This window comes from Mangrovimonas futianensis (genome assembly GCF_021245805.1).
GTDB classification, from domain to species: Bacteria; Bacteroidota; Bacteroidia; order Flavobacteriales; family Flavobacteriaceae; genus Mangrovimonas; species Mangrovimonas futianensis.
Map to the genome: position 1 here is coordinate 1 of NZ_JAJJNF010000028.1, position 535 is coordinate 535.

1 pseudogene is annotated in these 535 nt (G+C 39.1%); it reads right to left on the minus strand.

The features are described from left to right. Nucleotides 1-535: pseudogene (locus LOK78_RS16390) on the minus strand (hypothetical protein); the annotation flags it as partial.

The window sequence follows — 535 nt, forward strand, 5'->3', positions numbered from 1 at the left end:
CAACAGATTTCTGGTTCTTTTTGAGCCATTTCAGGAAAAAATCAACCCTGCTCTTGTAACCTTGTACGGTGGTTTTGGTCAGTGACTTCTCTTTGAGCTCAATAACAAACTCAAAGGCTTTTGCAACAGCAATTTTTGGTTGGTCATCAGATTCCTCTTTTTTAGGTGTCTTGGTTTTCTTTGGCTTTTCGGCAGGGGTTGGTTGAGGCAACTCCGGATTCTTTTTCAAACCTTCAAATAGCGAGGTGTTATCTTCAAATGGGTTGTAACCAAGTTTCAACAGCTTGATCAGTGTTCGTCTATATACAGAAAGCACTTCCAAGCGTTCTTCCTTGGTCTTAAATTTGTTGACCTTTCCGTAAAAGGGAGTGACCCGTTTCAGTTTTGAAGGGTCATCAGGATTCTGAAAGGAAAAATAAACGTACCAACGTTTACTTAAATCTCCTTTTGCTGTGTAAATTTTTGGGGTGGTAAATTTGTTTTTGTTGGGCAAATCGTATGCATTTTCGTATTCACTTTCGTATGCAAATGTAAG